This window comes from Auraticoccus monumenti (genome assembly GCF_900101785.1).
In the GTDB taxonomy this organism is placed as follows: domain Bacteria; phylum Actinomycetota; class Actinomycetes; order Propionibacteriales; family Propionibacteriaceae; genus Auraticoccus; species Auraticoccus monumenti.
On sequence record NZ_LT629688.1, the window covers coordinates 2,253,255 to 2,275,590 of the forward strand.

23 protein-coding genes and 1 tRNA gene are annotated in these 22,336 nt (G+C 73.9%); 16 read left to right on the forward strand and 8 right to left on the reverse strand.

The features are described from left to right. Positions 1 to 1,108 precede the first annotated feature (1,108 nt). From eno to BLT52_RS10430, 5 genes are all read left to right on the forward strand, one after another. Positions 1,109 to 2,392 (forward strand): phosphopyruvate hydratase, encoded by a 1,284-nt coding sequence (eno, locus tag BLT52_RS10410; RefSeq protein WP_090593075.1) that lies wholly within the window; start codon positions 1,109 to 1,111, stop codon positions 2,390 to 2,392. 197 nt (positions 2,393 to 2,589) lie between these two features. Beyond that, complete coding sequence (locus BLT52_RS10415) at positions 2,590 to 3,054, forward strand: FtsB family cell division protein (protein WP_157677061.1); 465 nt, start codon at positions 2,590 to 2,592, stop codon at positions 3,052 to 3,054. Beyond that, positions 3,051 to 3,623, forward strand: coding sequence for a DUF501 domain-containing protein (locus tag BLT52_RS10420; RefSeq protein ID WP_090593082.1), 573 nt, complete (start codon positions 3,051 to 3,053; stop codon positions 3,621 to 3,623). The genes BLT52_RS10415 and BLT52_RS10420 overlap by 4 nt, the downstream gene beginning before the upstream one ends. After that, entirely contained in the window at positions 3,620 to 4,558 is a 939-nt protein-coding gene (locus BLT52_RS10425; RefSeq protein WP_090593101.1) for a Ppx/GppA phosphatase family protein, read from the forward strand. The genes BLT52_RS10420 and BLT52_RS10425 overlap by 4 nt, the downstream gene beginning before the upstream one ends. Positions 4,559 to 4,628: 70 nt before the next feature. Beyond that, positions 4,629 to 4,701, forward strand: a tRNA-Leu gene (locus tag BLT52_RS10430). 90 nt (positions 4,702 to 4,791) lie between these two features. Here the strand turns inward: BLT52_RS10430 and BLT52_RS10435 are convergent. Then, positions 4,792 to 5,715 carry a ketopantoate reductase family protein gene (locus BLT52_RS10435; protein ID WP_090593105.1) on the reverse strand — a complete coding sequence of 308 codons (924 nt, stop codon included), beginning with the start codon at positions 5,713 to 5,715 and terminating at the stop codon, positions 4,792 to 4,794. 83 nt (positions 5,716 to 5,798) lie between these two features. Here BLT52_RS10435 and BLT52_RS10440 point away from each other — a divergent pair, with 83 nt between their 5' ends. The 3 genes from BLT52_RS10440 (at position 5,799) to BLT52_RS10450 (ending at position 8,164) form a co-directional block, all read left to right on the forward strand. Then, positions 5,799 to 6,347 (forward strand): TetR/AcrR family transcriptional regulator, encoded by a 549-nt coding sequence (locus BLT52_RS10440; RefSeq protein ID WP_231946253.1) that lies wholly within the window; start codon positions 5,799 to 5,801, stop codon positions 6,345 to 6,347. 64 nt (positions 6,348 to 6,411) lie between these two features. Further along, positions 6,412 to 7,254: a hypothetical protein gene (locus BLT52_RS10445; RefSeq protein ID WP_157677062.1), complete on the forward strand. Its 843-nt coding sequence runs from the start codon at positions 6,412 to 6,414 to the stop codon at positions 7,252 to 7,254. A gap of 61 nt (positions 7,255 to 7,315) precedes the next feature. Beyond that, positions 7,316 to 8,164, forward strand: coding sequence for a Bax inhibitor-1/YccA family protein (locus BLT52_RS10450; protein WP_090593110.1), 849 nt, complete (start codon positions 7,316 to 7,318; stop codon positions 8,162 to 8,164). 57 nt (positions 8,165 to 8,221) lie between these two features. On the opposite strand, the gene BLT52_RS10455 is transcribed toward BLT52_RS10450, so the two are convergent. Beyond that, positions 8,222 to 8,929, reverse strand: a complete 708-nt coding sequence (locus BLT52_RS10455) for an NUDIX hydrolase (RefSeq protein WP_231946254.1) — start codon at positions 8,927 to 8,929, stop codon at positions 8,222 to 8,224. A gap of 82 nt (positions 8,930 to 9,011) precedes the next feature. Here BLT52_RS10455 and BLT52_RS10460 point away from each other — a divergent pair, with 82 nt between their 5' ends. Beyond that, complete coding sequence (locus BLT52_RS10460) at positions 9,012 to 9,821, forward strand: carbon-nitrogen hydrolase family protein (protein WP_090593112.1); 810 nt, start codon at positions 9,012 to 9,014, stop codon at positions 9,819 to 9,821. Positions 9,822 to 9,845: 24 nt separating this feature from the next. Here the strand turns inward: BLT52_RS10460 and BLT52_RS10465 are convergent, their stop codons facing one another. After that, the gene (locus BLT52_RS10465) at positions 9,846 to 11,297 is read right to left on the reverse strand and encodes a YcaO-like family protein (protein WP_157677063.1); all 1,452 of its coding nucleotides are present in this window, start codon (positions 11,295 to 11,297) and stop codon (positions 9,846 to 9,848) included. A gap of 71 nt (positions 11,298 to 11,368) precedes the next feature. Here BLT52_RS10465 and BLT52_RS10470 point away from each other — a divergent pair, with 71 nt between their 5' ends. Continuing rightward, positions 11,369 to 12,097, forward strand: a complete 729-nt coding sequence (locus tag BLT52_RS10470; protein WP_090593118.1) for a polysaccharide deacetylase family protein — start codon at positions 11,369 to 11,371, stop codon at positions 12,095 to 12,097. A gap of 1 nt (position 12,098) precedes the next feature. Here BLT52_RS10470 and BLT52_RS10475 read toward each other — a convergent pair whose 3' ends face one another. After that, the gene (locus BLT52_RS10475; RefSeq protein ID WP_090593121.1) at positions 12,099 to 12,941 is read right to left on the reverse strand and encodes an alpha/beta fold hydrolase; all 843 of its coding nucleotides are present in this window, start codon (positions 12,939 to 12,941) and stop codon (positions 12,099 to 12,101) included. 146 nt (positions 12,942 to 13,087) lie between these two features. Continuing rightward, positions 13,088 to 13,717: a class I SAM-dependent methyltransferase gene (locus BLT52_RS10480; protein WP_090593125.1), complete on the reverse strand. Its 630-nt coding sequence runs from the start codon at positions 13,715 to 13,717 to the stop codon at positions 13,088 to 13,090. Positions 13,718 to 13,748: 31 nt separating this feature from the next. Between BLT52_RS10480 and BLT52_RS10485 the strand changes: the two genes are divergently transcribed. Further along, positions 13,749 to 15,197, forward strand: coding sequence for a dihydrolipoyl dehydrogenase family protein (locus BLT52_RS10485; protein ID WP_090593128.1), 1,449 nt, complete (start codon positions 13,749 to 13,751; stop codon positions 15,195 to 15,197). A gap of 118 nt (positions 15,198 to 15,315) precedes the next feature. Then, complete coding sequence (locus BLT52_RS10490; protein WP_157677064.1) at positions 15,316 to 16,095, forward strand: EI24 domain-containing protein; 780 nt, start codon at positions 15,316 to 15,318, stop codon at positions 16,093 to 16,095. Positions 16,096 to 16,097: 2 nt separating this feature from the next. Here BLT52_RS10490 and BLT52_RS21045 read toward each other — a convergent pair whose 3' ends face one another. After that, the gene (locus BLT52_RS21045) at positions 16,098 to 16,775 is read right to left on the reverse strand and encodes a VOC family protein (protein WP_331712533.1); all 678 of its coding nucleotides are present in this window, start codon (positions 16,773 to 16,775) and stop codon (positions 16,098 to 16,100) included. A 4-nt stretch (positions 16,776 to 16,779) separates the two neighbouring features. On the opposite strand from BLT52_RS21045, the gene BLT52_RS10500 reads away from it, so the two are divergent. Next, positions 16,780 to 17,919 (forward strand): acyl-CoA dehydrogenase family protein, encoded by a 1,140-nt coding sequence (locus BLT52_RS10500; protein ID WP_090596597.1) that lies wholly within the window; start codon positions 16,780 to 16,782, stop codon positions 17,917 to 17,919. Between the two features lie 15 nt (positions 17,920 to 17,934). On the opposite strand, the gene BLT52_RS10505 is transcribed toward BLT52_RS10500, so the two are convergent. Both BLT52_RS10505 and BLT52_RS10510 read right to left on the reverse strand, forming a co-directional pair. Further along, entirely contained in the window at positions 17,935 to 18,687 is a 753-nt protein-coding gene (locus BLT52_RS10505) for an SDR family NAD(P)-dependent oxidoreductase (protein ID WP_090593137.1), read from the reverse strand. 69 nt (positions 18,688 to 18,756) lie between these two features. Next, positions 18,757 to 19,515, reverse strand: a complete 759-nt coding sequence (locus tag BLT52_RS10510; RefSeq protein ID WP_090593140.1) for a FadR/GntR family transcriptional regulator — start codon at positions 19,513 to 19,515, stop codon at positions 18,757 to 18,759. 201 nt (positions 19,516 to 19,716) lie between these two features. On the opposite strand from BLT52_RS10510, the gene BLT52_RS10515 reads away from it, so the two are divergent. From BLT52_RS10515 to BLT52_RS10525, 3 genes are all read left to right on the forward strand, one after another. Then, positions 19,717 to 20,505: a sugar phosphate isomerase/epimerase family protein gene (locus BLT52_RS10515; RefSeq protein WP_090593143.1), complete on the forward strand. Its 789-nt coding sequence runs from the start codon at positions 19,717 to 19,719 to the stop codon at positions 20,503 to 20,505. Next, complete coding sequence (locus BLT52_RS10520) at positions 20,502 to 21,359, forward strand: phosphogluconate dehydrogenase C-terminal domain-containing protein (RefSeq protein ID WP_090593146.1); 858 nt, start codon at positions 20,502 to 20,504, stop codon at positions 21,357 to 21,359. Before BLT52_RS10515 ends, BLT52_RS10520 begins: the two co-directional genes overlap by 4 nt. 85 nt (positions 21,360 to 21,444) lie before the next feature. Beyond that, positions 21,445 to 22,335 carry a nucleoside hydrolase gene (locus tag BLT52_RS10525; RefSeq protein WP_090593149.1) on the forward strand — a complete coding sequence of 297 codons (891 nt, stop codon included), beginning with the start codon at positions 21,445 to 21,447 and terminating at the stop codon, positions 22,333 to 22,335. Position 22,336 lies beyond the last annotated feature (1 nt).

A 22,336-nucleotide genomic window follows, 5' to 3' on the forward strand; every position in this document is an offset into this window, starting at 1 on the left:
TCACGAGCGGATCGGACCTGGATACGCGTCGGTGTGCCGCTGTGACGGTATGGCGGAAGGGTGCCGCCGTACCTCCACCCCCATCCGACGTGCCCGCCGTCGCGGGGGCGACTCGCCGCGAGTGGTCCCACGGCGGAGGGTCGAGGCGACACCTCGAGGCAACTCGCCACTGGGCGTGGTGGCGTCCGTGACCCTTCAGGCGTCAGGCGTCAGGCGTCAGGGGCTGGGCCCAAGCGCCCGACAAGCCGTCCACGAGCCTGATGGGCTCCCAGGTGCAGGTTCTGACGGGGGGTCAGGCGTCGAGGGGCTGGCACACGCCCCGGCGTCCGGCGTCGCGGTGGCTGGGGTAGAGGTCGGGGGCGGCGGTCCAGCACCCAGCGGGCGACGTCGAGGTGCTGCAGGACGCTCATCGCCACCAGCACCCGCTCGTGGTCCGCGGGCAGCGTCAGGCCCGCCGCCGAGGCGAAGCCCCTCAGCTCGGCCCGGGTGACCAGACCCTCGCCCACCCCCGGGTGCACCCGCTGCAGGTCCGTCCACGGCGTCGGACCCGTGGTCGCTGCCCCAGTCGATCAGCACCGCTGGCGCGGACGTCCCCGCGGCAGCAGCCGGTCGTCCCCGTCGAGCTGGTCCAGGTGCCTGCGCCAGGCCAGCGGCAGGTCCCGACCGAACCGGGCGAAGACCCCGTCGGGAGCGTCGTCGCGAGGGATGCCGCCGGCCGCCGCGGCGTGGCGCCCGAGCCAGGTCCACGACGTCTCCGGCTCCAGCGGGCTCTTCCCGACGTGCGTCAGACCAGGGCCTCGACGTCCTCGCCGGAGAGGAGGCTCACGCCTGGTCAGCCGCCGCCCACGCGGGCCCGCGTCCACGCGGTTCGCCCGGCCGGACCCCTCCCAGCGGACCAGCGGCGACGTGGTTCGACATCACCGGCGCACTGGTCTCAGACCACCCCGGGCACTGGTCCCGCACCACCGGCCGGAGTTCACCTGCCGGTCGGCGACCCGCTGCCCGTGGTCGGCTGGTGGGGCCTCGGACAGGTCTACGCTGGGCCGCGGAGACCGAACGAACCGGGGCGGTCAACGACCTCGCCTCGGCCCCGACCGAAAGGCCCTACGTGTCCTACATCGAATTCGTCGACGCGCGCGAGATCCTCGACTCCCGAGGCAACCCCACCGTCGAGGTCCAGGTCATCCTGGACGACGGCTCCGAGGGTCGCGCCGCCGTTCCCTCCGGCGCCTCCACCGGCGCCTTCGAGGCGGTCGAGCTGCGTGACGGCGACGCCTCCCGCTACGGCGGCAAGGGTGTGCTGAAGGCCGTGGACAACGTCATCGAGACGATCTTCCCCGCCGTGCACGGTCTCGACGCCGACGAGCAGCGCCTGGTCGACCAGACCATGCTGGAGCTGGACGGCACCGACAACAAGGCCAACCTCGGCGCCAACGCCATCCTCGGCGTCTCCCTGGCCGTGGCCCGCGCCGCCGCCGAGTCCGCCGAGCTGCCGCTCTTCCGCTACATCGGCGGGCCGAACGCCCACACCCTGCCGGTGCCGATGATGAACATCCTCAACGGCGGCTCCCACGCCGACTCCGACGTGGACGTCCAGGAGTTCATGATCGCCCCGATCGGCGCGAGCAGCTTCCGTGAGGCCCTGGAGCAGGGCACCAGCGTCTACCACGCGCTGAAGGCGGTGCTGAAGAAGAGGGGCCTGGCCACCGGGCTGGGCGACGAGGGTGGTTTCGCCCCCAACCTGCCCCAGAACGTGGCCGCGCTGGAGCTGATCGCCGAGGCCGTCGGCAACACCGGCCTGACGCTGGGCACCGACATCGTGATGGCCCTGGACGTGGCCGCCTCGGAGTTCTTCGCCGACGGCGTCTACACCTTCGACAAGACCCAGAAGTCGGCCGAGGAGATGCTCGCGGTCTACCAGGACTGGATGCGCCAGTTCCCGATCGTCTCCATCGAGGACCCGCTGGCCGAGGACGACTGGTCCGGCTGGTCCGCCCTGACCGCCCAGCTGGGGGACAAGGTGCAGGTGGTCGGCGACGACCTCTTCGTCACCAACGTGTCCCGCCTGCAGCGCGGCATCGACGAGAAGGCCGCCAACGCCCTGCTGGTCAAGGTCAACCAGATCGGCTCGCTGACCGAGACCCTGGACGCGGTCGAGCTGGCCCACCGCAACGGGTTCCGCTGCATGATGAGCCACCGCTCCGGCGAGACCGAGGACACCACCATCGCCGACCTCGCCGTGGCCACCAACTGCGGCCAGATCAAGACCGGCGCCCCGGCCCGCTCCGAGCGGGTGGCCAAGTACAACCAGCTGCTGCGCATCGAGGAGGACCTCGACGACGCCGCCCGCTACGCCGGTGCCGCCGCCTTCCCGCGGTACACCGCGGTCTGATCGCAGACCCGATGGCCCAGCGACGCACCCCCCGCACCGGTCCGGCCCCGGGCCGGGGCTCCCGCTCGCCCAGCGCGAGCGGGACCCCCCGGACCCGGACCGCGGCCCGGACGCGCTCACGCACGTCCACCCGCGCGGCCACCCCGGCCGCGGTGCGGGGACCGTCGTCGCCGGCCAGCCCCGTGGAGCAGCCTCCCGTGGTCGTACCCCGCTTCGCCCGCTCGCTGGGGATCACCCGACGCGCGGTGGCGATGGTGGTGGTGCTGGCGGTGCTGGTCCTCTCCTACGCCTCCTCGCTGCGGATCTACCTCGACCAGCAGCGTGACGCCGCCGAGGCACGCGCCGAGATCGCCGTCACCGAGGCCCGGATCGCCGACCTGGAGGACCAGCTCGACCGCTGGGAGGACCCGGCCTTCGTCCGCGCCCAGGCGCGGGAGCGGCTCGGCTGGGTCGTGCCGGGGGAGACCGGCTACGTCGTGGTCGGGGCCGACGGCAAGCCCGTGGAGGGCGGCACCCGGATCGAGTCAGCGCGCCCCGACGGCGAGCAGCCCGCCGCCGACGCCTGGTGGGCGCGGATGGCCGGCAGCGTCGAGGCGGCCGACCACCCCGCCCCGCCGCCCAAGGAGGAGGCCACCGTGCCCGATCCCGACCAGCCCCGATGAGCGGGGACGAGACCGCGGGCACCCGCACCACCGACCGGCTGGAGCCGATGGACGAGGCCGACCGCGCGGCCGTCGGGGCCCAGCTCGGACGTCCGCCGCGCGGCGTCGCCGGGGTGGCCTGGCGCTGCCCCTGCGGCAAGCCCGGGGTGGTGGCCACCGAGCCGCGCCTGCCCGACGGCACACCGTTCCCCACCACCTACTACCTGACCTGCCCGCGCGCCACCGCCGAGTGCTCCCGGCACGAGTCCCGCGGCCTGATGGCGGAGATGACCGAGCGGCTGGGCATCGACGCCGAGCTCCGGGCGTCGCACACCCGGGCCCACGAGGCCTACCTCGCCGACCGGGCCCGGCTGGGTGAGGTCCCCGAGATCGCCGGGGTCAGCGCCGGGGGCATGCCGGACCGGGTCAAGTGCCTGCACGTGCTGGTCGGTCACGCCCTGGCCGCGGGCCCCGGGGTCAGCGTGCTCGGGGACGAGGCCGTGGCCGCCGTCGGGGAGTTCTGGCACCGACCCTGCCTGACCGAGGACGCCGGCCCGACCGGCGCCGCCGACGCCGAGGAGCCCCGATGACCACCCACCGCCGTTTCGCCGCCGTGGACTGCGGCACCAACTCGATCCGCCTGCTGGTGGCCGACGACGACGGCCACGGCGGGCTCACCCAGGTCGACCGCCGGCTGGAGATGGTCCGCCTCGGCCAGGGCGTCGACGCCACCGGGCAGTTCCACCCCGACGCGCTGGCCCGCACCTTCGCCGCCTGCGACGACTACGCCGCCGTGCTGCGCGAGCTGGACGTCCCGGCCGCGCACGTCCGCTTCGTGGCCACCTCGGCCGCCCGCGACGCCGGCAACGCCGAGGAGTTCTTCACCGGCGTCCGCTCCCGGCTGGGCGTCGAGGCCGAGATCATCACCGGGTCGGAGGAGGCGGTGCTGTCCTTCGCCGGCGCGGTCGGCGGCATCGGCGAGCACGAGGAGCCGGTGCTGGTGGTCGACATCGGCGGGGGCTCCACCGAGCTGGTCCTCGGCGAGGGGGGACGGATCCTGGCCGCCACCTCCCTCGACATCGGGTCGGTCCGGCTGCGGGAGCGGCTGCTGCACGGCGACCCGCCCAGCCAGGCCGAGATCCTCGCCACCCGCGAGCACGTGGACGCCCAGCTCGACGCCTCGGGCGTCCCGCTGGACCGCGCCCGCACCTGGGTCGGGGTGGCCGGCACCATGACCACGCTGTCGGCGGTGCAGCAGGGACTCCCGGTCTACGACCCGTCCAAGGTGCACGGCTCCACCATCGCCGTCGACGAGCTGTGCCTGCTGGCGGACTCGATCGTGCACCGGTCGGTGCGCCAGCTCCGCGACATCCCCTCCATGCACCCGATGCGGGCCGACGTCATCTCCGCCGGCGCGGTGATCGCCGAGCGCATCGCCCAGCGCGTCCAGGCCCCGGCGCTGACCGTCAGCGAGTCCGACATCCTCGACGGGATCGTGCTCGAGCTGGTCGGTCGCCCGGCCTGAGCCGGGCCAGCGGGCTGCGGGCAGCGGCCCGGTGGTCCTACGATCCCGGTGGTCCTACGATGCAGCCCGGGCCCCCGTAGCCCAAGGGCAGAGGCAGGCGGCTTAAACCCGCTCAAGTGTGGGTTCGACTCCCACCGGGGGCACTCGATGGACGGAGTTCGGGCCTCGTCGGCGTCCGTGCCCAGGTGACCCAGCATCGTCCCGGGGCAGCTCGTGATGACGACCGGTGGTGCTCACTGCTCGAGGCGCGGGGTGGGGACACCGAGCCGGCGTGCTTCGCGCACGGTGTCCTCGAGGACGGCGCGCGCCTCTGCGGTGTGCGGATCCGTGTGTGCCTCGAGGCTTCGGCGGGCGATCGGGATCAGCGCCGTCGCCCATCCGGAGGCCGCTGCGACCAGGAGGGGCAGCCGGTACGGCAGCAGGGCGCCGCGGTGCTGGCGGAGGTCGACCCCCCGGGCCTCGAGAACGGGCAGCAGCTCGCGCGTGGTCAGGAACGCGTCCCGGAACGCTCGACGGTCTCCGATCATGTTCGCCAGCGACCCGCTCCGCGCTGCCTGGGCGAACATGCCGGCGTCGGCGAGGAAGTGCAGCCACAGCCACCCCCGCATGTCGTTCTCCCGGCGGACGGCGAGGCCTGCCTGCCGGAAGGCGGCGAGCACCTCCTGCTCCCGCCGCGGCGGCGAGGCGTCGCTCCTCCCGATGACGACGGACGGCAACATCGCGCCCCACAGCACGCCGTCCTCCCGGAACCCGCCGCCCCCTCCCGGGAACCCGAACACGAGCCGATCTGCCGGGAGCGGCTGGACCGCGGCGAGCGGTTCCTCCCAGAGGTTGCCGAACACCAGCACGGTCGCCGCGCCGAGCCGAGGAGCCAGGAACGCCGCTGCCTCTGCGAGGCGATGGTGCCCGACGCTGAGCACGATCAGGTCGAACCCGTGTCCCGGGTCGAGGGACTCCCGCGACGGAGCCCGGAACGACTCCCGGACCCTCCGGCCGAACGGTCCCCGGCGCCCGTCGACCCAGTCCAGCTGCACCTCGTCCCCGTACTCCGCGGCCCGACCCGGGCGCACGTAGAACTCGACGTCGTGTCCGGCGGCGCCGAGCACGCGCCCGTAGATCGTCGCGATGACCCCGCGACCGAACATCAGGATGCGCATGACGGGCTCCCTCGATAAGGTGGAGAATGTCTCCGTTTAGGACGATATGGAGATACCCTCCACTTGTCAAGGAAGGACTCGCCGTGACCGACGGACGGGCGCTGCGGGCGGATGCGCGCCGCAACAGGGAGGCCATCGTGGCGGCTGCGCGGGACGTGTTCGACAGGGACGAGCAGGTGCGCTTCGACGACTTCGCGGCGCGGGCCGGTGTGGGGGTGGGGACGCTCTACCGGCACTTCCCCACCCGGGAGGCGCTGGCTGCGGCCGTGTACGAGGGAGAGGTGGCCGCGCTGCTCGACGAGGCCGGGGACCCGACCCGGTCGGCCGGCGAGAACCTCGTCGCCTTCCTCCGCGGCTTCGTCGAGCACGTGGTGGCGCACGCCGGCCTGGCACGCACGCTCGCAGCCGTCGTCGACCCGGCGGTGCAGGTCGCCGGCGGGAGCGAGCTCGAGCGCACGGTCGCCGACCTCCTGGCCAGGGGGGCCGCCGACGGCGACATCCGCGATGACGCGACCGTGGGGGCGGTGATGATCGTGCTCCACGGCATCGGGTCCGCGATCGAGCGACCGCTGTGGGCATCGGAGTCGCGAGCGGCTGTGGAGCTGCTGCTCGCCGGACTGAGAGCAGCCTGACCTCTCTCGTCAGGGCTCCGTCGAGGGGCCGGGGCTGTGCCCCTACCTGGCTAGACTCCCCGCCATGGCCCCGACGTCCTCGCCCGGACCGCACGCCCCGACCCGACGTCGTTCCCCGCTGAGGACCGTGCTGCTGGTGCTCGCCGGTCTGGTCGCGCTGGTGCTGGTCGCGGTGCTCGCGCTGGTGGGCTACGTCGCCCTCCGCCCGCTGAAGCCGGCCGACTACAGCCTGGCCAACAACGAGGTCGGGTACCTCGGGCAGCAGATCGACTTCGTCGGGCAGTCCGTCGCGAAGGCCACCACCGACCTCGGCTCGGGGGACCAGGCCGTGATCGAGGCCTCCGCCCAGGCCGTCCGCGACCAGGTGGGGGTGGCCGCCGACCAGGCCGCGGCGCTCAGCGACCTGCGCGCCGTGGACGACCCCGAGGTCGCGACCCAGGTCGGGGCGGTTCAGCAGGGTGTCACCGACATGCAGACCTACCTGCGGGGGTTCGCCGACGCGATGCTGCCCACCGCCGAGACCATCGCCGCCTGCGACACCTGGGCCGAGGACGAGGACACCGCGGTCGACTCCGGCGCCACCCGGGCCGAGGTCGAGGCCGCCGCCGAGCCCTGCCGCCAGATGGCCGGGGCGCTGCAGCAGCAGGGTGGTGGTGCCTGGTCCCAGCTGGCCGGGGCCCAGCTGGCCCGGGTGGACGGGGTGCTGGCCGTCTTCGAGCTGGTCGAGAGCGACCCCGACGACTTCGAGGCCCACTACGCGGCCGAGGCGGCGGCCCGCGAGGACTACCAGGCCGCGGTGGGGGAGGCCGACGCCGCCCTGGCCCAGGAGCTCGAGGCCGTCGGCTCGGCCGTCACCGACCCGCTCAACTCCCTCGGCCGGTACACCCAGGAGAGGGCGGGCGGCTGATCCCACCGGTTCTGGTGCGGCCCTCTACCATTGGGGTAGCAGTTCACTCACAGGAGGACTCATGTTCCGCAGCACCAACCCCGTCCTGACCAAGGACGCGGCCTTCGCGCCGGCCCAGCCGCAGGGCGGGTACGGCCAGTACTCCCCCTACCCGCAGCAGCAGCGGTCCGGCGGCCCGCAGGACCCGCGCCAGGGCTACGGGGCCGGCCCCGTCGACTCCGGCCCGCGGATGACCATGGAGGACGTGATCACCAAGACCTCGGTGATCATGGGTCTGATGATCCTGGTCGCCGCGGCCTCGTGGTCGGCCATCAGCTTCGGCATCCTCCCCCAGGAGGTCATGTTCCCGATGCTGGTCGTCGGTGGGCTCGGCACGTTCGTGTTCTCGATCGTGGTCGCCTTCCGCGCCCGGGTCACCCCGGTGATGGCGGTGGTCTTCAGCATCCTCGAGGGCATGTTCGTCGGCATGATCAGCCTCTTCTTCGAGTCGCTGTACGACGGCATCGTCGTCCAGGCGGTGCTCGGCACGCTGATCGTGGCCGCGGTGATGCTGGCGGCCTACCGCTTCAAGGTGATCCGGGTGACCCCGATGTTCACCAAGATCCTGTTCATCTCCACCATCTCCTTCGCCCTGGCCATGCTGGTCAACTTCGGCCTCAGCTTCGTCGGCATCGACCTCGGCCTGCGTGACGGCGGCACCGGTCCGGTCAGCCTGCTGGCCATCGGCGTCTCCATCCTGGGTGTCGTGCTGGCCTCGCTGAACCTGGTGCTCGACTTCGACCTGATCGACCGCGGTGTCCGCAACGGCGCCCCGGCCCGGCAGTCCTGGCTGGCCGCCTTCGGTCTGGTCGTCACCATGGTGTGGCTCTACACCGAGATCCTGCGGATCCTGTCCTACTTCCGTCGCTGATCCACGGCTCGCGGGCCCGTCACCCTCCGGGGTGGCGGGCCCGCGGTGCGTCCGGGCTCAGGAGTCGGTGCGGCAGTGCGCGTCGAGGGCCAGCCCGCTGACGCAGCTCTCCAGGTGGCGGTGCAGCAGCGCGCGCGCCCCACGGGTCCAGGACACGGTGTGCCAGTCCTCCAGCGGCACCCACCGGGCCGCGGAGGTGGTCCCGCCGACGTCGTGCACCACGGCGGTGCCGGGGTCGGGGCACCGGGCGGCGTAGATCAGCCGCACCGCGTGGAAGTCCTCCAGCACGCCGTTGGGGGCGTGCCCCACCCAGTGGTCGGACTGGACGTCGATCAGCACCGGGGACTCCAGCCGTTGCCCGGCCTCCTCCCACGCCTCCCGGACCACGGTGTCGGCGGGGTCCTCACCGGGCTCGATGCCACCGCCGGGCAGCCCCCACTGGCCCGGGACGCCGGTCTTGCCGGAGAACTCCGTGGCCAGGACGGCGGAGTCGCACAGCGCGATGGCGTAGGCGGCGGGCCGCTGACGCACCTGGGCGTCGCGGACCGCGTGCGGGCGCAGCCGCTGCTGGGCCGGGTGCGGCTCGTCCTCGAGCGGGGTCACCAGCAGGGTGAGCTCCAGACCGTCCTCGCGCTGGGTGGCGCAGAGGGCGCGCTGGACCGACCAGCCACGGGCCATCGCCCCGTGACGCGGGTCCTCGCCGTGCCCCAGACGGTGGCGGTACACGACATCCAGGGTGGCCACGGAGCGTCCCACGATGTCCATCCAGCCATCTTGCCTCACTCCTCACAACGCACCGGCGGAGGCGGCCGCGCGCCACGCGGGTGCCCCGGCCTACAGTGGGATCGTGCGCGTCGCCCTGGCCCAGGTCACCAGCGGGGAGGACCCTGCGGCCAACCTGGCGCTGGTGGAGGAGCGGGTCCGCGCCGCCGCCGAGCGTGGTGCGGAGCTGGTGGTGCTCCCCGAGGCCACCATGCGCGCCTTCGGGCACCGGCTGGACGACGTCGCCGAGCCCCTGGACGGGCCCTTCGCCACCGCGGCCCGGCAGATCGCGGAGCGCCACGGGGTGCAGCTGGTGCTCGGGATGTTCACCCCGGGGGAGCCGCGGCCGGGCTCGGAGCGGCGCAGCGTCACCAACACCCTGCTGGTCACCGGCCCCGGCACCCACCTGGGCTACGACAAGATCCACCTCTACGACGCCTTCGGGTTCACCGAGTCCGCCACCGTCACCGCCGGCACCACCCCGGTCACCTTCCGCTGCGGCGACGTGACCGTCGGGCTCGCCACCTGCTACGACGTCCGGTTCCCGGCCCTGTTCACCCGGCTCGCCGCCGCGGGGGCCGAGGTGGTGGTGGTCGGCGCGTCCTGGGGTGCGGGGGAGGGCAAGGCCGAGCAGTGGGACCTGCTGGTCCGGGCGCGGGCGCTGGACTCCACCTGCTGGGTGCTGGCCTGCGGCCAGTCCGACCCGGTGGCCGCCGGGGTCGCGGCCGTGGCGGGAGCACCCACCGGGATCGGGCGCAGCGCGGTGGTGCGACCGGACGGGACCGTGCTGGCCCGGGCCGGCGCCGGGCCGGAGCTGCTGGTGGCGGACGTCGACCCCGACACCGTCCGGCGGGTGCGCGAGCAGCTGCCGGTGCTGGCCAACGCCCGGCTCTGAGACAGGCCTCCAGGCCGAGGTGGGTCAGACCACGGCGACGGAGTGCCGCGGCGGCTCCCGGTACAGCGGGTAGAGCGGGCCCAGCACCCGGTCCGCGTCGGTGGGGGACCACCAGACCGGTCCGCCCAGGCGCTCCTCGGCCTCCGGGGTGAGCACCACCCGCTCGGAGTGGCGCTCGGTGCCCGAGGGCTGGCGGCGCACCAGGTCCAGGTCGGTGGCCAGCAGCCGGCGGGCACCCAGCTCCCCGACCCGCCCGTAGCTGAGGGTCTCCGCCTCCAGCCCGGTCACCACCGTCTTGGCGACCACCACGTCGCCGTGGCGGGAGCGGGCGGTGAGCACGTCGTGGGTGAGGTCGTCGGCGGCCAGGTGGCCGAGCACGTGCTGGAGCTGCTCCTCGACGCCCGGACCGGGCACCGGCTCGACGGTGACGTCGGAGAACGCGACGGTCCGGCTCCGGTCCGGCGCGGTCAGGGCGGTCAGCCCCGCGGTGCCCAGCCCGGCCCAGGCGGTCAGGGCCTCGTGCGCCCGGGCCTCGCCGGCGCCGCTGCCGAGCGCGGACCAGTAGCCCTCCGGCGCGATCGCGCGGGCCCGCTCCGGGTCGCCGAAGCAGAACGCCTTCCGCGCCCGGGAGTTGGCGTACTCCAGCAGCGCCTTGGTCAGGCTCTCGACGGCGTCGGGGGCGGCCGCCTCGCCGCAGCCGGTGACGAGGATCGCCTGCGACGGGGAGGCGTCCACCCCCATCACGTAGGTGGAGACGACGCCGAGCTCGGTGCCGGCGTGCTTGAGCACCGGTTCGACGCCGAGGTCGCGGAAGGCGTCGACCAGGGTGGTCAGCTCCTGCGGGAGGGTGGCCTGGTCGATCTCGGGGGAGAGGTGGTCCAGGGCCCGGAAGCGGGTGGCGTTGGTGTGGCGCTGCAGCAGCTCCAGCAGGCCGTGCAGCAGGGGCCGCGAGTCGTCCAGCCCGGCACCGAGGCCGTTGGTGATGGGGGTGATCAACGGGGTCCCGCCGTCGAGCTCACCGACCTCGCTGGCCACGTACTCCAGCGGCACCCAGACGCTCTCCCCGTCAGGCACCCGCTCCAGCGGCACCCAGCTCAGCTCCAGCTCCTCGGTCCAGGGCGAGCCGACCGGGAGGCACAGGGTCCGGGGGTCCACCACCCGGTCGGCCCCCTCCCGGGCCACCAGCCGGCGCCGGCTGGCGCGGACGGCTGACGGTCGCAGCCGGGCCACGTGGCGGGCGGCGAAGGCGCCCTCGGCCAGCTCGCCCAGGCCGCTGAGGACGGCGGCCTCGACGGTGCGCCCGTAGCCGTTGCCGGCGTGCGCGGTCCGGCCGTCGACGACCAGCGAGCAGCTGGTGACCGGGACGCCGAGGCGGTCCAGACCGTCCAGGCGGAGCTCCACCAGCTCACCGATGGGGGCCAGCGCGCTGCGGTACAGGTCGATCAGGGTCTGGGCGTCGGGCTCGGCGGAGGTCACTGTCGTAGTGTTCACGACGGTGCCGGCCCCGACGTCGTCGGGGCGCACCCGGAGCAGCGGAGGAGCCGGCGATGGAGCTCGGGGAGGTCATCCTGGCCCAGACCGCGGCCGCGGTGGGGGTGCCCGTGCTGCTGCCCCGCACCCCACCGCCCAGCACCGACCCGCGGCTGCTGCACGAGCTCTACCTGGCCCAGTCGACGCGTGGTGCGGAGCTGGTGGACGGGGTGGCCGGGCCGGACGGGCGCCGCGACGTCCCCGAGGGGTCCGTGCTCGCCCTCAACTTCCACGACGTCCCCGCCGAGCACCGGCCGGTGGTGCGTGAGCAGCTGCGCCGGGTGGCCGACCTCGGCCCGAACCTCCTCGACGACCCGGGGACGTCAGCCGGCTCGGTCCTGGTCGTCTTCTACGACGGCTACCGGGAGGCGGGGCTGTTCGGTGCCGAGGAGTGCGAGCGGCTCGGCATCCGCGCGCTCTTCCTGCCCGTCTTCACCAGCAGCCACCCCGCCTGGACCGGGCTCACCCCCGACGAGCTGGCCGCGGTGGCCGCGGTCCACCCGCTGGGCTTCCACACCGACAGCCACCGCTCGGGGGAGGAGATCGACGTCGCCTCCCTCGAGGACGAGGTGCACGAGCCGGTGCGACGGCTGACCGCGGCCGCCGGCACCGCGCCCCTGTTCGGGGCCTACCGCGGTGGCGGGCGGTTCGACCCGGGTCGCCCGGCCGACCGGGTGCTGCAGGAGCTCGGTGTGCGCTGGTGGTTGTCGAACTGGTCCCTGGAGCCGGTGCCCGACGCCGGCTGACTCAGCCGCGCACCGCCTCCAGCACCGTCTCGGTGACGAGCCGCGGCGCCGTCTCCGGCAGCCAGTGCGACTCGTCGACCTCGAGGAACCGGTACGGCCCGGTCACGTGGTCGGCGGTCGCCTCGGCTGCCCAGCGGCCGAGCGCCGTGTCGCGACTTCCCCAGAGGTAGACCGTGGGCACCGTCACCGACCGGCTGCCCGACGTCCGTGGCCGTCGGCGGCCCCGGCCCGGCACCACCAGCGCGCGGTACCAGGCCAGGGCACCGGTGAGCGCGCCCGGTGCGGCCATCCGCGCGGCGTACTCCCGCGCCCAGGGGTCCGGCAGCCCGGTGGACCGCAGCATCGGCGCCAGCAGCCGGCGCAGCACCAGCTCGGGCAGCACCGGCACCTGGAACAGCCCCATGTAGAGCGAGCGCAGCGGCTGCCGCGAGCGGGTCATCGCCCGGGTCAGCGCGGCCGGGTGCGGGGTGGAGAGGACGGTCAGCGACGCCACCCGCTCCGGGGCGGTGGTGGCCAGCTGCCAGGCCACCGCCCCGCCCCAGTCGTGCCCGACCACGTGCGCCCGCTCTGCACCGAGGGCGTCCAGCAGCGCCGTCACGTCGGCCACCAGCTCGCGGCCGCGGTAGGGCGCCCGGCCGGCGGGGCGGGCACGGGGGGAGTAGCCGCGCTGGTCGGGGACCACGCAGCGCACCCCCGCCGCAATGAGTCCCGGCAGCACCTCGCGCCAGCTCGTCCGGTCGCCGGGGAACCCGTGCAGCAGCACCACCAGCGGCCCGTCCTCGGGGCCGACGTCGGTGACGTCGAACCGCAGGCCGTCACGGGTGTACTCGGTGAGGCGTCCCATCCCCTGAGCCTAGGTGGGGTCGGCCAGGACCCTCGGGGACGGCACGGACCCTGGTGGCAACCCGGTTCCCGGCAGGACGGCGTCCGCACGGGGTGCCGGGGCCTGCCGCTCTGAGGGGCTCCTCGATGCCGTCCCGGGAGCCGGGGTCAGCTCCCCGGCCCGCTCCGACGTACCCCGACCCTGACCTGGATGTGACCGCCGACGGCCGACGCGGACCTGACCCGGTCGCAGTCGCGTTCCACCGCCGTCCAGGGGTGCGCCTCGATGTCGGCGCCACCGAGGGCGCAGGCGGCTCGGGCCAGCCGGTCGAGCGCGACGGAGCGGCCGACCGGTCGCTGCATGTCCACCACGGCCAGCCGCGCTCCTGGCGCCGCCACGGCCAGCACCCGCTCCCAGGCCGCGGGCCAGTGCGGCATCAGCGACAGGCTGTAGGTGGCCAGCACGGCGTCGAACCGGCCACCGGCCAGCGCCACCAGCTCGACCGGGTCGACCGCGGCCGCGTCGGCCTGGACCAGCTCGGTGGCCAGACCGCGAGCGCGGGCGCGCGCCAGCATCTGCGGGCTGCTGTCCAGCCCCACCAGCCGGCCGCCGGCCCCGATCGCGGTGCGCACGCCTTCGTGGTTGAGGCCGGTGCCGCAGCCGACGTCCAGGACCCGCTCGCCGGGCCGCAGCCCCAGCATCCCCAGCGCCAGCCGTCGGCCGCGGCGGTAGACCGGCTCACCCGACACCAGGTCGTACACCGGTGCCACCCAGCGGTAGCGGTCCGCTCTCCCCATGAGCCCATGTTCGCAGTTGTTACCGTGAGCCATGCCCACGTCCTCCGCACGGCCCGACGAGGTGGAGCTGGTCGTGGTCGGTGGCGGCACCGCCGGCATCCTGACGGCGACCACGGCCGCCGCCCTCGGGGCGCGGGTGGTGATGATCGAGCGTGCGCCGGCCCCCGGCGGGGACTGCCTGTGGACGGGCTGCGTGCCCTCGAAGTCGCTGCTGTCCGCAGCCCGCAGCGTCGCGGCGGTGCGGGCCGGGGCCCACGGACTGCCCGGCGCCACCGGCGACGTCGACCTCGGCTCGGTGCTCGCGGCCGTGCAGGCGGCGATCGACCGGATCGCCCCGGACGACTCGGTCGAGACGCTGACCGCGGCCGGGGTCGAGGTCCGGCGCGGGACCGCCCGCTTCACCGGCCCGCGGTCGCTGGAGGTCGACGGCGTCCCGGTGGGTTTCGACCAGGCGGTGGTGGCCACCGGTTCCGAGCCGAGGCTGCCCGCCGTGCCGGGCCTGGCCGAGCTCGCCCCGCTCACCTCGGACACGGTGTGGGGGCTGGAGACGCTGCCCGCCCGGTTGCTGGTCCTCGGCGGCGGCAGCATCGGCTGCGAGCTGGCCCAGGCCTTCGCCCGGCTCGGCTCCCACGTGGTGCTGGCCGAGGTCGGTCCACGGCTGCTGCCCCAGGAGGACGCCGACGCGGCCGAGCTGGTGCGCCACGCGCTGACCTTCGACGGGGTGGACGTCCGCTTCGGGGCCGCCGCGGTCGGCGTCACGGCGGGTGGAGTCACCCTCGCCGACGGGTCGACAGCGCGCGCGGACCGGGTGCTGGTGGCGGTCGGCCGCTCCCCGCGCACGGCCGGCCTCGGGCTGGAGGCGGCCGGCGTGGCGGTCGACGGTCAGGGCCGGGTGCTGGTCGACGACCACCTGCGCACCAGCAACCCCGCGGTGTGGGCCGCCGGCGACGTGACACCGCACCCGCAGTACACCCACCTGGCCGGCGTGCACGGCAGCGTGGTGGCGGCCAACGCCGTGCTCGGGCTGCGGCGACGGGCGTCCGCGGTGCTGGTGCCACGGGTCACCTTCACCGACCCGGAGGTGGCCGCGGTCGGGCTGTCTCCCGAGCAGGGCCGGACGCAGGGCCGCCGTGTGGTCCGGGTGGAGCACCGGGCGGTCGATCGGGCCGTGGCCGAGCAGCGGACCGACGGCTTCACCACCCTGGTGCTGGACCGTCGCCGGCGGGTGGTCGGAGCGCTCGTGGTCGGTCCTCGGGCGGGTGAGACGATCGGCGAGGCCGCGTTGGCCGTCCAGAGACGGGTCAGCGTCTCGGCGCTGGTCGGGGTCACCCATCCGTATCCCACCTTCAACGACGGCCTCTGGAACGCCGCGGTGGGGGAGTACCGGTCGTGGTTGGGCGGACGTCCGGTGCGCAGCGTCCTGGACGCGCTGCGCCGGATCCGCCGGGCCCGACGGCAGGCCGGGCGACGCCTCGGATGAGCGAGGGCGTGCGACGTGCCCGCAGTGACCGGTCCTCACGTGACGAGCACGGCGGCCGAGCGGCGCCGGTGGGTCGTCGCACGGCCTGGGCCCGGCCCCGCGCTGGCTACGATCAGGTGTGGCCCTGATCCCTGACGCCCTCTCCGGTGTCGCCCTGCTGCCCCGCGCGCTGCGGCTGCTCGCCCGACGTCCCCGGCTGCTCGGCCTCGGCCTGCTGCCGCCGCTGATCACCACCGTCGTCCTCGGTGCGCTGCTGGTCCTGCTGCTGATGAACCAGGAGGCGCTGGTCGGGCTGGTCACCGGCTTCGCCGACGACTGGAGCCCGGGCGCGGCCCAGGCCCTGCGCTGGGTGGTCGCCGCGGCCCTGGTGGTGGGAGCCGTCGCGGTGTGGATCCTCACCTTCAGCGCGCTGACGCTGGCCATCGGCTCACCGCTGTACGACCGGATCGCCGAGCAGACCGAGGAGCTCGCCGGGTCCCCGCCGGAGCCGGTGGAGGAACCGCTGAGGGTCTCCGTCACCCGGTCGGTCCGCCAGTCGCTGGGGCTGGTGGCGCTGTCGCTGCTGCTGGCCGTCCCGCTGTTCCTGCTCACCCTGATCCCGGTGGCGGGCACCGTGCTGGGACCGGTGGCCTCGGCCTGCGTCGGCGGCTGGATGGTCACCACCGAGCTGGTCAGCGGTGCTCTGGAGCGACGCGGGCGGACCAGCCTGCGGGAGCGCTGGGCGCTGATGCGCGGCCAGCGGGCGCGGGTGCTGGGCTTCGGGGTGCCGGTGTTCCTGCTGCTGGCCCTGCCGCTGGTGGCCATCTTCGTGTTCCCGGTCGCCGCGGCCGGCGGCACCCTGCTGGCCCGCGAGCTGGTCGGTGAGGGTCAGCGCCGGGACACCGTCGACGCCCGCTGACCTCAGCGGGGCTCGTGGTCGGTGACGCAGCAGGTGGTGCCCACCGGGTCGCGGAGGACCGTCCAGCCCCGGCCCGGACCGGCGACGGTGGCCCCGAGGGCGACGTGGCGGGTCACCTCGGCCTCCCTCGCCCCGGAGGAGGTGCGGAGGTCGAGGTGGGCGGTGGTGGGCCCCTCGCCCTCGTCCAACCGCTGCACCAGCACCTGCACGGGCTGCTCGGCTGGCGGCAGCAGGGCGGTGAGCTCCCGGGACTCCTGGTGACGTCGTGACCAGCCGGTCAGCTCGGCCCAGAACCGGAGCTCCTCGTCGTGGTGGTCGGGCGGGGCGTCTAGGCAGACCTGCGGCCCGTCCCGGGTCGTCGACGTGCAGCTGGAGGCTGACGCGGGCGGACCCGGCGTCGACCCGCCGCAGCCGGAACGAGGGGTCGCCGTCGACGGGCAGCAGGGTGGTGGTCCCGCCGGGGGAGGTCGACCGGGTGGTCGCGGTGACCGCCGCCCAGAACTCCGCCGCCGGCTCGAGGTGGGCGTCGGGGAGGTCGAGCAGGACGGTCGTCCAGGTGATCCGCACCCGCCCGGTGTGGCCACCCGGCGCGGCGCCGTCGAGGGTCGCGGGCGGACCCGAGAACGTAAGTTACCGACGAGTAGCAACGAGTTGTACGCTGCCGCTGTGAGCGACTTCACCGAGATGTATCGGCCCAACGACGAGCACGATGCCTTCCGCGCCGCGGTGCGCGAGGTCTGCGACGCCAAGGTGGCCCCGAATGCCGCCGAGGCCGACGAGCGGGCCGAGTTCCCGCAGGCCTCCTACGACGCCCTGCGCGCCTCCGACCTGCACGCCCCTCACGTCCCCGAGGTCTACGGCGGTGTCGGTGCCGACGCGCTGGCCACCTGCATCGTGATCGAGGAGGTGGCCCGCGCCTGCGCCTCCACCTCCCTGGTCCCCAGCGTCAACAAGCTGGGCACCATGCCGTTGCTGCTCAGCGGGTCGGAGGAGCTGCGCCGGGAGCTCCTGCCCCCGGTGGCCTCCGGGGAGGCGATGTTCTCCTACTGCCTGTCCGAGCCCGAGGCGGGCTCCGACGCGGCGTCGATGCGGACCCGCGCGGTGGCGGAGGGGGACTCCTGGCGGCTGGACGGCGTCAAGCGCTGGATCACCGGCGCCGGGATCTCCCGGTTCTACACCGTCTTCGCCGTCACCGACCCCGACGCGGGCAAGCGCGGCATCAGCGCCTTCGTGGTCAGCAGCGAGGACGACGGCGTCTCCTTCGGCGCCCCGGAGAAGAAGCTGGGGATCCGGGCCTCACCCACCCGCGAGGTGTACCTGGACCGTGTGCTGGTCCCGGGCTCGCGGATGATCGGCGCCCCGGGCACCGGCTTCGCCACGGCGATGAAGACCCTCGACCACACCCGGGTCACCATCGCCGCGCAGGCTCTCGGGATCGCCCAGGGCGCCCTCGACGTCGCGCTGGGCTACGTCAAGGAGCGGACCCAGTTCGGCCGGGCGCTGGCGGAGTTCCAGGGGCTGCAGTTCATGCTGGCCGACATGGGGATGAAGCTCGAGGCCGCCCGCCAGCTCACCTACGCCGCCGCGGCCAAGTCCGAGCGCGGGGACGCCGACCTCACCTACTTCGGGGCCGCGGCCAAGTGCTTCGCCTCCGACGTGGCGATGGAGGTCACCACCGACGCGGTCCAGCTGCTCGGCGGCTACGGCTACACCCGTGACTTCCCGGTGGAGCGGATGATGCGCGACGCCAAGATCACCCAGATCTACGAGGGCACCAACCAGGTGCAGCGGATCGTGATGGCCCGCCAGCTGCTGAGGCGGTGAGCGTCCGGGAGGGCGTCAGAGGGTCGTCATCCCACCGTCCACGGTGAACGTGGCCCCGGTCGCGTAGGCGGACTCGTCGCTGGCCAGGAAGACCATGATCCCCTCGACGTCCTCGGCCCGGCCGGGGCGCCCGAGCGGGATCCGGGACACGATGGCGGCCCGGTCGGCCTCGTTGCCGGAGATGGCGGTGACCAGCGGTGTCTCGGTGTAGCCGGGGACGACGGTGTTGACCCGGATCGACCGGGTGGCGTAGGCGGCGGCGACCGCGCGGGCCATCCCGTGCATGCCCGCCTTGGAGCTGCTGTAGGCGGTGAAGTCCTTGCCCTCCCCGTTCAGCGCCGTCGGCGAACCGGTGAGGATGATCGAGCCGCCGCGCCCGAGCAGCGCCCGGACGCCGTGCTTGAGGGTGAGGAAGGTGCCGGTCAGGTTGACCGCGAGGGTGCGCTGCCAGACCTCCAGGTCCAGGTCGGCGACCTGGGCGTCCTGCCCGAACAGCTGGACCCCCGCGTTCGCCACCACCACGTCGAGCTCGAGGCCCTGGTCGCGGACGGTGGCGAAGGCGGCCTCCACGCTCGCCTCGTCGGCCACGTCCAGCTCCACGCCGAGCGCGTCCGGCGCCTCCGCGGCCGCAGCCCGGGCCGCGTCGGCGTCCCGGTCGCTGAAGATGACCCGGGCACCCTCCGCCGCGAAGCGGAGCCCCACCCGCCGACCGATGCCCGACCCGGCACCGGTGACCAGCGCCGTCCTGCCCTGCAGCCGTTCAGGCACGGGGACTCCTCGTGTTCTCGGAGGGGCCGCGGTGCACGGCCACCGGTGGGGGCAGGAGCCGCGGCACGCTCACCGGTACTCCTCGAGGGTGGGCAGCAGCCGCGCGGCGGCGCTGTCCATGTGCACGCTCATGGCGGCTGCCGCCTGCTCCGGGTCACCGGTGGCCAGTGCGGTCAGGATCGTCCGGTGCTCGTTGCAGGTGAGCTGGGCGTGCCCGGTGTCGTTGAGCGCGCGCTCGACCCAGAGCCGGATCAGGGAGCGGACGCTCTGCAGCATCTCGTCCAGCAGGCTGTTGCCGGCGGCCAGGGCGATGGCCTGGTGGAACTTCATGTCCGCCGCGACGAACTGGTCGAAGCTCGCCTTGTTCGACTCCATCTCCACGAGGTAGCCGCCCAGCTCCGCGAGGGCCTCGTCGCTGATCACGCCCGCGGCCCGCCGGGCGGCCTGCACCTCGAGCCCGTGGCGGACCTCGATCAGCTCCTTGGTCTTCGGCGCGCCGATCAGCATGCCCCACGACAGCGTCTGGGGGAGGAGCTCGGAGGCCCGGCCGCGGAGGTAGGTGCCGGAGCCGGGACGCACCGTGACCACACCGAGCAGCTCCAGCGCGGCGAGGGCCTCCCGGATCGCGGACCGCCCGACGCCCATCGACGCGGCGAGCTGGCGCTCCGGGGGGAGGCGGTCACCGGGCTCGATCGCGTCGCCGGTGAAGTAGTCCAGCAGACGCCGCGCCACCTCCGCGACGGCGGTGGTGCTGGTGATGCTCCCGCCCAGGGCGATGGTCAGCTCGTCGGTGGTGACCGGACCGACGCCTGACGAACGAGATGGCATGGCGATGAGTCTACGCACGCGCTCTCCGTCCAAACTGGTCAACCGGTTGACAGGTGGACCAGAATAACTCACTCTTGATCACGAAGGAACCAGCACCTGCACCGACCCGGGAGTCATCGTGGACACCACCTCGACAGGCCGTCGCACCCCGCGACCGCACCGCCGTGCGGGTGCGTCCCGGCGGCGCGGGGAGGTCGGGCGATGACCATCGGGCTCGGCACCTACGCCTTCTTCTGGCAGTGGCACGGCACGGCGTCAGAGCCGCTCGGCCTGGTCGACATGATCAACAAGACCGCCGGCTGGGACGTCGACCTGTTCCAGGTCTGCGACTACCCCCTGATCGAGACCTACGACGCCGAGGCGCTGGCCGCCCTGCACCGCCACGCCGCGGAGCGCGGGGTCGAGCTCGAGCTCGGGACCCGGGGGATCACCCCCGAGCACCTGACCCGCTACCTGCGCACGGCCGAGGCACTGGGGGTGACGCTGGTCCGCAGCATGATCGGCGCCGACGAGCTCGACCAGGCGGCCCGCCTGCTCGAGCAGGTCGTGCCGGCCTACCAGGCCGCCGGCGTCACGCTGGCCCTGGAGACCTACGAGCAGATCCCCTCCGCGGAGCTGGTGCGGGTGGTGGAGGAGGTCGGGTCCCCGGCGCTGGGGATCTGCCTCGACCCCGGCAACTCCGTCGCCCGGCTGGAGCTCCCCACCGCCACCGTCGAGCTCACGGCGCCGCACGTCCGCAGCATCCACGTCAAGGACTTCACCTTCAGCCGTCGCGACGGCTGGGTCGGCTTCACCTTCGCCGGCTGCCCGCTGGGGGAGGGCCTGCTGGACCACCAGCACCTGGTCGGCACCGTCCGGCCCGACGAGCGGGGCATCAACCAGGTCGTCGAGCACTGGCTGCCCTGGCAGGGCGACAGCGCCACCACCATCCAGACCGAGGACCAGTGGACCGTCCACAACCTCTCCTACCTGAGGAGCCGCACCCCATGACCGAACAGCAGCTGACCGTCGCCGTGATCGGCGCCGGGGGGAAGATGGGCATGCGGGTGTCGGACAACCTGCAGCGCAGCGAGCACGACGTGCGCTACGTCGAGAAGTCACCCGCCGGCCAGGAGCGCACCACCGCCGCCGGGCGCACCCTCACCGACGCGGTCCAGGCCGTGGCCGACGCCGACGTCGTCATCCTGGCCGTGCCGGACGTCGCCCTCGGCCCGGTCTCCGCCGAGCTGGTGCCCGAGCTGGCGCCGGGCACCATCGTGCTCACCCTCGACCCCGCCGCCGCCTACGCCAACCTGCTGCACCAGCGCGACGACATCGAGTACGCCGTGGCGCACCCCTGCCACCCGTCGGTGTTCCTGCAGCGACGCACCGAGGCCGAGCTGAACGACACCTTCGGCGGCATCGCCGCCCCGCAGGACGCGGTCGCGGCGCTGGAGTCCGGTGACCCCGGCAAGCAGGCGGTCGCCGAGCTGGTCATCCGGCAGATGTACGCCCCCGTGCTCGACGTCCACTGGGTCACGGTCAAGCAGCTCGCCTACCTGGAGCCGACCCTGGTCGAGGTCGTGGCCTGCATGGTCGGCGCGCTGCTCGACGAGGCGCTCCAGGAGACCGTGCACACCGTCGGGGTGCCCGAGCCGGCGGCGCGGGCGATGCTGATGGGTCACGTCCAGGTGGCGCTGGCCAACGGCCTCCGCGGTGACAACCCCTTCTCCGACGCCTGTCTGATCGCCATGGACTACGGCCGGGACAAGATCATCAAGGAGGACTGGAAGTCGATCTTCGCCGACGACCAGCTCGACCACGTCCTGAAGAAGATGCTCCACCTCGAGCACATCCACCGCTGAGCCGCGCCGGGCGTCACGCCGCGCGGGCGCTGCCCGTCGCGACCGCGCCGCCGGTGGACACCCACCCACGAGAGAGCTGAGACCCATGACCCATCGACGTCGCCGGATCATCATCGACACCGACGCCAAGAACGAGGCCGACGACCAGTTCGCCATCGTGCACGCCCTGCTGTCCCCGACCCTGGACGTCCGGGGGCTCGTCGCCGCCCACTTCGGCACGGAGCGGTCCGACCGCAGCATGGAGGAGTCGCGTGAGGAGATCGACCTCCTGCTGCGGCTGATGGACCGGTCCGGCGAGGTGCCCGTGGCGAACGGGGCCGCCACCGCCCTGCCCGACGCGACGACGCCGGTCGACTCACCGGGGGCCCGGTTGATCATCGAGGAGAGCAGGAGCGCCACCGAGGGGGACCCCCTCTTCGTCACCTTCCTCGGCCCCCTCACCGACATGGCCAGCGCCATCCTGCTGGACCCCGCCGTCGTCGACCGCCCGGTCGTGGTGATCTGGATCGGCGGCATGGCGCACGGTGGCGTCGACCCCTCCTACGACGGCATCGAGTTCAACCTCCGCAACGACGTCACCGCCGCCAACGTCGTCCTCGACTCCGGCATCCAGCTCTGGCAGGTGCCGGCCGACGTCTACAGCGCGGTGTCGGTGAGCTACACCGAGCTCGAGGAGCGGATCGGCGGGACCAGCCGGCTCGCGGACTACCTGATCGAGCAGCTGGTGGAGTGGAACGCCACCTGGCACCCCGATCCCATCGAGTTCCGCTCCCTCGGTGACTCCCCGGCGATCTCGTTGGTCCTCAACCCGCGCGGCGGCTCGTTCCGCACCGTCCCCGCACCCCGGTTCGACGAGCAGGGCCGCTACGTCGCCGGATCCGGGCACCCCGTGCGGGTCTGCGAGTCCGTCGACGTCCGGTTCCTGCTCGAGGACATGTTCGCCAAGATCGGCAGGTTCGGCCGCGCGACGGCCTGAG

Bases quoted from the DNA above. Each gene is read 5' to 3' on its own strand.
- BLT52_RS10420 (WP_090593082.1), top strand. From the start codon at position 3,051: ATGAGCGGGGACGAGACCGCGGGCACCCGCACCACCGACCGGCTGGAG.
- BLT52_RS10425 (WP_090593101.1), top strand. From the start codon at position 3,620: ATGACCACCCACCGCCGTTTCGCCGCCGTGGACTGCGGCACCAACTCG.
- BLT52_RS10435 (WP_090593105.1), bottom strand. From the start codon at position 5,715: ATGCGCATCCTGATGTTCGGTCGCGGGGTCATCGCGACGATCTACGGG.
- BLT52_RS10445 (WP_157677062.1), top strand. From the start codon at position 6,412: ATGGCCCCGACGTCCTCGCCCGGACCGCACGCCCCGACCCGACGTCGT.
- BLT52_RS10450 (WP_090593110.1), top strand. From the start codon at position 7,316: ATGTTCCGCAGCACCAACCCCGTCCTGACCAAGGACGCGGCCTTCGCG.
- BLT52_RS10455 (WP_231946254.1), bottom strand. From the start codon at position 8,929: ATGGACATCGTGGGACGCTCCGTGGCCACCCTGGATGTCGTGTACCGC.
- BLT52_RS10470 (WP_090593118.1), top strand. From the start codon at position 11,369: ATGGAGCTCGGGGAGGTCATCCTGGCCCAGACCGCGGCCGCGGTGGGG.
- BLT52_RS10475 (WP_090593121.1), bottom strand. From the start codon at position 12,941: ATGGGACGCCTCACCGAGTACACCCGTGACGGCCTGCGGTTCGACGTC.
- BLT52_RS10480 (WP_090593125.1), bottom strand. From the start codon at position 13,717: ATGGGGAGAGCGGACCGCTACCGCTGGGTGGCACCGGTGTACGACCTG.
- BLT52_RS10485 (WP_090593128.1), top strand. From the start codon at position 13,749: ATGCCCACGTCCTCCGCACGGCCCGACGAGGTGGAGCTGGTCGTGGTC.
- BLT52_RS10500 (WP_090596597.1), top strand. From the start codon at position 16,780: ATGTATCGGCCCAACGACGAGCACGATGCCTTCCGCGCCGCGGTGCGC.
- BLT52_RS10510 (WP_090593140.1), bottom strand. From the start codon at position 19,515: ATGCCATCTCGTTCGTCAGGCGTCGGTCCGGTCACCACCGACGAGCTG.
- BLT52_RS10515 (WP_090593143.1), top strand. From the start codon at position 19,717: ATGACCATCGGGCTCGGCACCTACGCCTTCTTCTGGCAGTGGCACGGC.
- BLT52_RS10520 (WP_090593146.1), top strand. From the start codon at position 20,502: ATGACCGAACAGCAGCTGACCGTCGCCGTGATCGGCGCCGGGGGGAAG.
- BLT52_RS10525 (WP_090593149.1), top strand. From the start codon at position 21,445: ATGACCCATCGACGTCGCCGGATCATCATCGACACCGACGCCAAGAAC.